An 8,096-nucleotide genomic window follows, 5' to 3' on the forward strand; every position below is an offset into this window, starting at 1 on the left:
TGAACGAAGCGCGGCGCTACTATCAAGCCCTGCTGGTACGCGACCCGAAAGACCCGCTGGCCGCCGCCGCGCTGGCCAGCCTTGCCAGCGACCGTGAAGTCGAGGGCTCCGAAGGCAAATTACGCCAGCTGTATGAGGCCCAGCCGCAGGCTGCCACCGCCAGCGCGCTGGGCAGCCTGCTGGCCAAACAAGGCCGCTGGCGCGAAGCGCAGGATTTCTACTTTCGCGCCTACAGCGCCGCACCAGGCGACCCTGACCATGCCTTCAATCTGGCAGTCAGCCTGGATGCGCTGGGCGAGCGGCGCCTGGCCGCCGAATACTATGGCAAAGCCTTGGCCGGCAGCGGCGGTGGCTTCGATCGCGACGCCGCCAACCGGCGGCTGGATGCCTTGGGCCGGCCATGAGCGAAGCACCGAAAAAACTCCCCTTAGGGGAATTGCTGGTCTTCAAGGGCATCATCACCCAGGACCAGCTGCGCATTGCGCTGACCGAGCAAAAGAAGACCGGCACGCCGCTCGGCAAAGAATTGGTGCGGCTGGGCTTTGTGTCCGATGCGATCTTGCGCGAGGCGCTGTCGGAGAACTTGGGCCAGAGCGCGGTTGATCTATCCAAGACCATCCCCACTGCCGCCGCCATCGGCCTGCTACCCAAAGATGTGGCCAAGCGCAATCTGATGCTGCCCCTGGCAGTGGACGACGAGAGCAAGAAGCTGACCGTGGCGATGGCCAACCCGAACAATCTGGTCGCCATCGACCAGGTGCGGGCGCTGCTGCGCAATGCCTATGAAGTTGAGCCGGTACTGGCCGGCGAAACCGACATCATCCGCAGCATTGACCAGTACTACGGTTTCGAGCTGTCCATCGACGGCATCCTGCACGAGATCGAAACCGGCCAGGTCGATTACGCCAGCCTGTCGTCCGCCGATGCCGAATACAGCCAGCCGGTAGTGCGCCTGATCGACGCCTTGCTGGCCGACGCCGTGCATCGCAACGCCTCGGATGTGCACTTCGAGCCCGAGCCGCAGTTTGTGCGCATCCGTTACCGCATCGATGGCGTGCTGCGGCAGATCCGCAGCCTGCACAAGACCTACTGGCCGGCCATGGTGGTGCGGCTCAAGGTCATGTCCACCATGAATATCGCCGAAACGCGTGCGCCACAGGACGGCCGCATTTCGTTGACCGTGTCGGGCCGTGCGCTGGACTTCCGGGTAGCCGCCCAGCCCACCGTGTATGGCGAAAATGTGGTACTGCGTATTCTCGACCGGCAAAAGGGCCTGGTGCCACTCGACCAGCTTGGCTTGCCCGACGACAACCTCAATATGCTCAAACTGATGATGGCCCGCCCGGAGGGCATCATCCTGGTAACCGGCCCGACCGGCTCCGGCAAGACCACCACGCTGTATTCCATTCTCAGCCACGTCAACAGCGAGGGGGTCAATATCATGACCCTGGAGGACCCGGTCGAGTACCCGCTGCCGATGATCCGCCAGACCTCGGTATCAGAAAAAATCGACTTCGCCTCCGGCATCCGCTCGATGATGCGCCAGGACCCGGACATCATCCTGGTCGGCGAAATCCGTGACAAGGACACCGCCGAAATGGCGTTTCGCGCCGCCATGACCGGCCACCAGGTGTACTCCACCCTGCATACCAATTCGGCAATCGGAGCCGTTCCACGCTTGCTCGATATCGGCGTGCTGCCCGACATCATGGCCGGCAATATCATCGGCATTGTCGCGCAGCGCCTGGTACGCAAGCTGTGCAAGCACTGCAAGGTCAGCTACGAGGCCGATCCGTTCGAGCGCCACCTGTTTGGCATCGACGCCCATGTGCCCTTGACCCTGTTCCGCGCCGAAGGCTGCGAGCACTGCGATAACCAGGGCTACAAGGGGCGGATTTCCGTATTGGAAATCCTGAAAATGGATGGCGAACTCGACGAGCTGATTGCGCGGCGCGCTACCACCCGCGAAATCCGCCGCCACGCCTTGGCCAATGGCTTCCGACCGCTGGCCGAGGATGCGATCCGCCGCGTGGTGGAAGGCCTGACTTCGCTGGATGAAATCTCGCGGGTCGTCGACCTGACGGACCGCATCTGATGCAGTACAAATACCTCGCCATCGACCAGGCAGGCCGCCAGGTGCGCGGCCAGACCGAGGCCGCCAATCTGGTTGACCTGGAGTCACGGCTGAACCGGCTTGGCCTCTACCTGATCGAGGAGCGCGAGGTCGAATACCGCCCGTCGCTGTTCGGCGGCAAAAGCATACGGCGAGCCGACCTGATCACCTTCTGCTTCCATATGGAACAACTGACCCGCGCCGGCGTGTCGCTGCTGGAAGGCCTGGACGACTTGCGCGATTCGCTGGAAAACCAGCATTTCCAGCAGATCATCGCCACCATGATCGAAGATATCGAGGGCGGGCTACAGCTTTCGCAGGCCATGAACAAACATCCGACCGTGTTTGACGCGGTGTTTTCCAATCTGATCCAGTCCGGCGAAGCCACCGGCCGCCTGCCCGATGTGCTGCTCAATCTGACCGAAACCCTGAAAGCCCAGGACGAGCTGGCGGCGCAAACCAAGAAGATCATCATGTACCCGGCCTTTGTCGGCACGGTGATCCTTGGCGTGATTGCCTTTTTGATGATCTATCTGGTGCCCAAGCTGGTCGGCTTTATCAAGAATATGCAGCAGACCCTGCCATGGAACACCAAGGTGCTGATCGCCGTATCGGATTTCTTTGTCAATGACTGGCCTGTCATCGTCGCCAGCCCGTTTATCCTGCTGTTTGCCATGTGGCTGTGGAAGCGCAGCGACCCGCAGTACCAGTACAAGGTCGATGGCATCAAGCTGAAGATTCCGGTGATTGGCCCCTTGCTGAAAAAAATCGTGTTGGCGCGTTTTGCCAACTACTTCGCCATGATGTACGACGCCGGCATCACCATTCTGGACAGCCTGCGCATACTGGAAGGTGTGCTCGGCAATCTGGTGCTGGCCAAGGGGCTGACCGAGGTACGCGAGTTGATCAGCGAGGGCCAGGGGGTATCGAGCAGCTTCGAGCGGGTGCGCATGTTTCCCCCCTTGGTGATTCGCATGCTGCGGGTGGGCGAGAGCACCGGGGCTCTCGACAATGCGCTGCGCAATGTCAGCTATTTTTACGACCGCGACGTCAAGGAATCGATCGAAAAAGCCCAGGCCCTGATCGAGCCGGTCATGACCGTGGTGTTGGGCCTGATCCTCGGCTCGGTGATGATTTCGGTGCTGGGGCCGATTTACGATTTGCTGACCAAGCTCAAGACCTGATATGGCACTGCCGCGCTTTTATCTGTTCATCACCGAAAGCGGCCTGACCGTCTCGTCCGGCAGTAGCGCTGTACTGGAGCAGATTCACGCCTTCACGGCCGATGCCGACGGCCTCACCGCCTTCGAGCAATTCATCGACGGCCAGCGCCAGGCGCTCTACTACCTGCTGGTGGACTTGCAGGAAGAGGACTACCGGGCGGAAACCATACCGCATGTCGGCGCACGCAACCGCCAGCGCATCATCCGTCGCCGGCTGGAGTCGCTGTATCGCGAAACACCTTACCGCAGCGCCACCCCGCAAGGGCGTGAATCCACCGGCCGGCGCGATGACCGTTTCCTGCTCGCCGCGCTGACCAATCGCCTGCCACTCGATCAGTGGCTGGAGCGGATAAACGCACGCGATCTGCGCATAGTCGGCGTGTACTCGGTCACCCTGCTGACTGCCCGGCATATCCGCCGTGTCGCCGCAATCCCGGCCAAGGCCTTGATTGTCACGCGCCAGTTCGGCAGCGGCCTGCGCCAAACCTATATCGCCGATGGCAGCCTGCGCTTTTCGCGCCTGACCGCGCCGGAAGTGGATGATCACCAATCATTCGCCAGCCTGCTGGCCGGCGAAGCCGCCCGCGCCCGCCAATTTCTGGCCAGCCTGCGCGCCATCGACCGGCTTGAACCGATGCAGGTCGTCATGGTCTGCGCCGATCAGGAAGTGGCGCCCCAGCGTGCCGCCTGCCCGGATAGCGAGTTGATCCACTACCAGTTCCTGGCAATCAGCGATTTCGCAGCCAGCTTGGGCGTTTCGCCGCTTCAGCTAGGCGACAGCTGCGAGCCAGTGTGGCTACGCCTGATCGCCCTGCGGCAACCGTCCAACCATTACGCCACCCCAGTTCAGCGCAAACCTTATCTGTTCTGGCAGATCAGCCGCGGCCTGCTGGCCACCACGGCTGTTGCGGCGGTGGCGACTATCGGTGCTGCTTTATGGTTTTGGCAACAATCCAGCCAGCTCGCACGCGATACCATGCGACAGCAGCAACAACAGGCCGCTGCCGAGGCACTGTATGCCAAGAATGCGCCGCAAACCCAGGCAGGTGAATTGACACCGACCGGCATGAAGAACGTCGTTCTTGCCTACCGCAAGCTGGTGGAAGAGCGGCCGCAGCTCACGCCCAGCCTCGTCACCATTTCCGGGTTGCTTGAGCAATTTCCTGAAGTGGAATTGAATGAACTGGCTTGGCGCGTCAGCAACGATCCCAATGCCATTCCGGAAGGTTTCAGCGATCAGGCAGACAGCAATACGACTCCCGCTGCGGGACAAGTGCCAGTCGATGGCACGGCAGTGCCAGCAACGTCGCCCTATGTGATTGTCGCCTTCAAGGCGACACTACCCGGATACGAGCTGCGCCACCGCGATGCGATCGATCTCCTCAATCGCATCAATGCCGCCCTGGCGACGCGCGCCAACACCAAGGTCAGCACGCTTGCACTGCCTGTCGACACCCGGCCGGAAAAATCCTTGTCGATAAACGGCTCTGGCGAAAAAGCGGCTGCAGCCCAGTTTGCCATCAAGCTGGTAAGCCAATTGCCGCCGACAAGCCCTGCCGGGGGTGCGCCATGAACTTCCAGCTACAGGATCTGCACCGCATCAAGCGCTCACTCAGCGCAGCCTTGGTGTCGTTGGCACTGCTGATCGGCGTGGTAGTCGGCGGGCGCAAGCTCGAAGCACAACACCAGGCGCAGCACGAGGAAGCCGTCAGTGCAGCCAGCGCCGCCCAGGCCAAGGCCGAGGCCGCGGTAGCAGATCGGGCCAAAGTCGATACCTACAAGACCATTGTCGATAGTTTGCGCCAGCGTGCCGTACTGGGCACCGAGCAGCGCCTGCCCTGGGTGGAATACGTCACCGCAACCTCGCTGACAGGCAACCCGGTCAGCTTGACCGTGCAGATCTCGCCACGCCGTATCCTGGAAGACGCGCCACCGAGTCCGGAACCGCTGGAAAACCTGCAGCTTTATGCCAGCAAATTCACCCTGGACAGCAAGCTGCTGCATGATCTGGATGCCGTACGGCTGATCGATTCGCTCAGGCAGATGCAAGGCGCCTTCATACTGCGACAGTGCCTGCTCAAGCGCGCACCGGATGGTGCCAGCGGTGAGCAGCCCTATCTGATGACCTTCAGCTGCGATGGCGACATCATCACCATCGACAAGCCCGCCAACGCACCGGGAGCGCCGTCATGAGAAACGGACACATGCTGCTGTGCGTGCTGGCCATGCTGCCCCTGCTAACCCGGGCAGAAGAGGCTGCCAAGCCGCCAATTGGTCGCCTGTTTTTCAGTCAGGCAGAGCGCGATGAACTCGACCGCATCCGGGTCGGTATCGAAAGCGCAGACAGCGGTCGCGATATCCGCCTGGACGGCATCGTGCTGCGCCACGGCAAGCCGCCCATCGTTTGGGTAAATGGCAAACGCTTTCGCGGTGGCAGTGTGGCAGGGGCCAGCGTTCAGGCAACAGGACTCGACGCCAGTACCATGGTAGTCACCCTACCCCCACCCGACCCGCGCAATGTGCGCATCCGCGTCGGCCAGACGCTCGATCCCGCCGGCGGCAATCTGCGCGAGGTTTACCAACGCCCGCCGCAGGAATTGAACCTGCTGCTTCAAGCACTTGGACGACGTGGCCAGCCGCCTGCCGCCGGAAAAACCGGCAAAACGGCGGCGCCAGCTACCAGCCAATCCCACACGGCCGGCGCACCGACGCCAAGTCGCCCACAATAATTTTTCGAAAGATGCTTGACGCCCATCCGTGAATACTGTTTAATTCGGCCTCTCTACGGCGGCCAGTTAGCTCAGTTGGTAGAGCAGCGGATTGAAAATCCGCGTGTCCGTGGTTCGATTCCGCGACTGGCCACCAAGCATTCAAGCGGCTCACAGCAATGTGAGCCGCTTTTTGTTTTGGCGTCGCTCGCCGCAGCGCCGTCGCTACTGATAGCGCGCCACAATCGCCGCCAGCGTGCCATCGACCTTCATTGCGCGCAAAACAGCGTCGATCTCCGGCAAGATGCCGACATAAGGTGACTTGCGACTGATCAACAAATGCAGGCTGCGCGCATCCAGTTGCGCGACCTCGGCAACCTGGTCTTTCAGGCCCAGCTCACGCAGGTAATAGCGCAGCACGATGGGGCTATCGGGAATCGCATCGATGCGCCCGGCAACCAGCATTTTCAGCAGGCTGTCCGGCTTGGGGGCACGTTCGACACTCAAGCCCTGCAGGCGCTCCTCCGCCCAGTTATTGCCTGCGGTCACGCCAAGGCTGAAACCGGCAAGATCCCTGGCGTCACGCACTTTGGCCAGTTGCTGTTGCCTTGGATGCTGGCGACTGACAAACAGACTCACACTCCAGTCCACCACAGGCACCTCGCTGACCAGTGCATAGGCACGGCGCCTTTCGCTCGGAAAGGCGATCATCGCATCAGCGCTACCTTGTTCGACATAGCTTTGCGCACGTACCCAAGGCAGCACCTCCATCTGCACCGGCAGCCGCAAACGCCGCACCAGCGCTTCGCGCACGATGTCGGCCTCAATACCCATTACCTCACCGCTGGCGGCTTGCCAGCTATAGGGTGCGTATTCGGTCATCACCAGCCGCAACGGCGCAGCGAATGCGAAGCAGGACAGGATGACAAGCAGAAATTGGCGCAAGATCATTCAAGCAGCATAGACATTTTCCGAAGCGGCTCCAGCGCTTGGAGGCTCGCCCGCGCAGCGGCGGCAAGCGGCACTCTGGCACCGAAGCATGCCAGGCCATGCCGACGCCGGCAGCACAGTGCAGGCTTGTAGAATCCGCCAACAGCTTGCAGCGCACTCAAGCGTGGCGATTCGCGCAAGGCGATCTGCCATACTGGTCACTCATCAGCAAGGGCTTGTAGCGTTTACGCGAGCCAAACGATACCGCACGATCCGGAGAGGTTTGATGAACGTCCTTAGCCATGAAAATGTTTTCCTGCTGGCCGGCGCCGGCCTCAGTAGCACTGCTGCCGTGTTGCATGTCTTGATCATCTTTGGCGGCGCCAACTGGTACCGCTTCTTTGGCGCCGGCGAAGCAATGGCAAAGGTGGCCGAGGCAGGCTCCGTCTATCCGGGCTTCATTACATCGGGCATTGCCTTGCTGCTGATGCTGTGGAGCGCCTATGCCCTGGCCGGTGCCGGCTTGCCGGTATTGTCTGGCCTGCCCCTGATCAAACCAGCCTTGCTGGTCATTACCGCCATCTATCTGTTGCGCGGCATGGCGCCACTACCGCTTTGGCTGCTGGCGCCACGCCAGCTCACTCCATTCTGGCTCTGGAGCTCGGCCATCTGCACCATCTTCGGATTGGTGCACCTGCTTGGCCTGTTACAAATCTGGCGACAAAACTGAACCTGACAGCACCAACACGCCGGCCAGCCAGCGACTACCATCCAATTTTCAGCCGGAACCATGCCCATGAATACCGCAGCAAGAAGCGATCTTGCCGAGCAGTTTCGCCGCGAAGGGGTACGCGATATCGAATGCATCTTTCCCGACGTATCCGGCTATCCACGCGGCAAATTGATGCCGGCAGCCAACTTTTCCGATGGCGTTGAGCTACGCATGGCGCAGGCAATTCCGATGCAGTGCGTGACCGGCGAGTATTCCTACGACCCGATTTTCCCCGATGAAGACCCTGATGTTCGCCTGGTACCGGAGCCGGCCAGCCTGCGCCGTGTGCCCTGGAGCAGGACACCGCGCTATCTGGCGATACACGATTGTGTGGAATTGAGCGGTGAACT

General features: G+C 61.2%; 8 protein-coding genes, 1 tRNA gene and 1 pseudogene. 9 read left to right on the plus strand and 1 reads right to left on the minus strand.

What is annotated here, in order from left to right; genetic code table 11:
- The 7 genes from ACE3OH_RS16295 to ACE3OH_RS16325 form a co-directional block, all read left to right on the plus strand.
- A partial coding sequence (locus tag ACE3OH_RS16295; RefSeq protein ID WP_374355313.1) for a hypothetical protein occupies window positions 1–404 on the plus strand: 404 nt, incomplete at its 5' end.
- Window positions 401–2,095, plus strand: coding sequence for a GspE/PulE family protein (locus ACE3OH_RS16300; RefSeq protein WP_374355316.1), 1,695 nt, complete (start codon window positions 401–403; stop codon window positions 2,093–2,095). The genes ACE3OH_RS16295 and ACE3OH_RS16300, both read left to right, overlap by 4 nt.
- Window positions 2,095–3,297 (plus strand): type II secretion system F family protein, encoded by a 1,203-nt coding sequence (locus tag ACE3OH_RS16305; protein ID WP_374355319.1) that lies wholly within the window; start codon window positions 2,095–2,097, stop codon window positions 3,295–3,297. The genes ACE3OH_RS16300 and ACE3OH_RS16305 overlap by 1 nt, the downstream gene beginning before the upstream one ends.
- Before the next feature lies 1 nt (window position 3,298).
- Window positions 3,299–4,909 carry a hypothetical protein gene (locus ACE3OH_RS16310; RefSeq protein ID WP_374355322.1) on the plus strand — a complete coding sequence of 537 codons (1,611 nt, stop codon included), beginning with the start codon at window positions 3,299–3,301 and terminating at the stop codon, window positions 4,907–4,909.
- Entirely contained in the window at window positions 4,906–5,529 is a 624-nt protein-coding gene (locus tag ACE3OH_RS16315) for a hypothetical protein (RefSeq protein ID WP_374355325.1), read from the plus strand. Before ACE3OH_RS16310 ends, ACE3OH_RS16315 begins: the two co-directional genes overlap by 4 nt.
- The gene (locus tag ACE3OH_RS16320) at window positions 5,526–6,065 is read left to right on the plus strand and encodes a hypothetical protein (RefSeq protein ID WP_374355328.1); all 540 of its coding nucleotides are present in this window, start codon (window positions 5,526–5,528) and stop codon (window positions 6,063–6,065) included. The genes ACE3OH_RS16315 and ACE3OH_RS16320 overlap by 4 nt, the downstream gene beginning before the upstream one ends.
- 60 nt (window positions 6,066–6,125) lie before the next feature.
- Window positions 6,126–6,201: transfer RNA gene (locus ACE3OH_RS16325), tRNA-Phe, on the plus strand.
- Window positions 6,202–6,269: 68 nt separating this feature from the next.
- On the opposite strand, the gene ACE3OH_RS16330 is transcribed toward ACE3OH_RS16325, so the two are convergent.
- Window positions 6,270–6,989 (minus strand): substrate-binding periplasmic protein, encoded by a 720-nt coding sequence (locus ACE3OH_RS16330; RefSeq protein WP_374355331.1) that lies wholly within the window; start codon window positions 6,987–6,989, stop codon window positions 6,270–6,272.
- Window positions 6,990–7,260: 271 nt separating this feature from the next.
- Here ACE3OH_RS16330 and ACE3OH_RS16335 point away from each other — a divergent pair, with 271 nt between their 5' ends.
- Both ACE3OH_RS16335 and ACE3OH_RS16340 read left to right on the plus strand, forming a co-directional pair.
- Window positions 7,261–7,704 carry a hypothetical protein gene (locus ACE3OH_RS16335; protein ID WP_374355334.1) on the plus strand — a complete coding sequence of 148 codons (444 nt, stop codon included), beginning with the start codon at window positions 7,261–7,263 and terminating at the stop codon, window positions 7,702–7,704.
- A 66-nt stretch (window positions 7,705–7,770) separates the two neighbouring features.
- A pseudogene (locus ACE3OH_RS16340) lies at window positions 7,771–8,096 on the plus strand (glutamine synthetase); the annotation flags it as partial.

This window comes from Chitinimonas sp. (genome assembly GCF_041904975.1).
GTDB lineage: Bacteria > Pseudomonadota > Gammaproteobacteria > Burkholderiales > Chitinimonadaceae > Chitinimonas.

Coding starts and splice junctions, on each gene's coding strand:
- ACE3OH_RS16335 (WP_374355334.1), top strand. CDS start 7,261: ATGAACGTCCTTAGCCATGAAAATGTTTTCCTGCTGGCCGGCGCCGGC.
- ACE3OH_RS16320 (WP_374355328.1), top strand. CDS start 5,526: ATGAGAAACGGACACATGCTGCTGTGCGTGCTGGCCATGCTGCCCCTG.
- ACE3OH_RS16300 (WP_374355316.1), top strand. CDS start 401: ATGAGCGAAGCACCGAAAAAACTCCCCTTAGGGGAATTGCTGGTCTTC.
- ACE3OH_RS16310 (WP_374355322.1), top strand. CDS start 3,299: ATGGCACTGCCGCGCTTTTATCTGTTCATCACCGAAAGCGGCCTGACC.
- ACE3OH_RS16305 (WP_374355319.1), top strand. CDS start 2,095: ATGCAGTACAAATACCTCGCCATCGACCAGGCAGGCCGCCAGGTGCGC.
- ACE3OH_RS16315 (WP_374355325.1), top strand. CDS start 4,906: ATGAACTTCCAGCTACAGGATCTGCACCGCATCAAGCGCTCACTCAGC.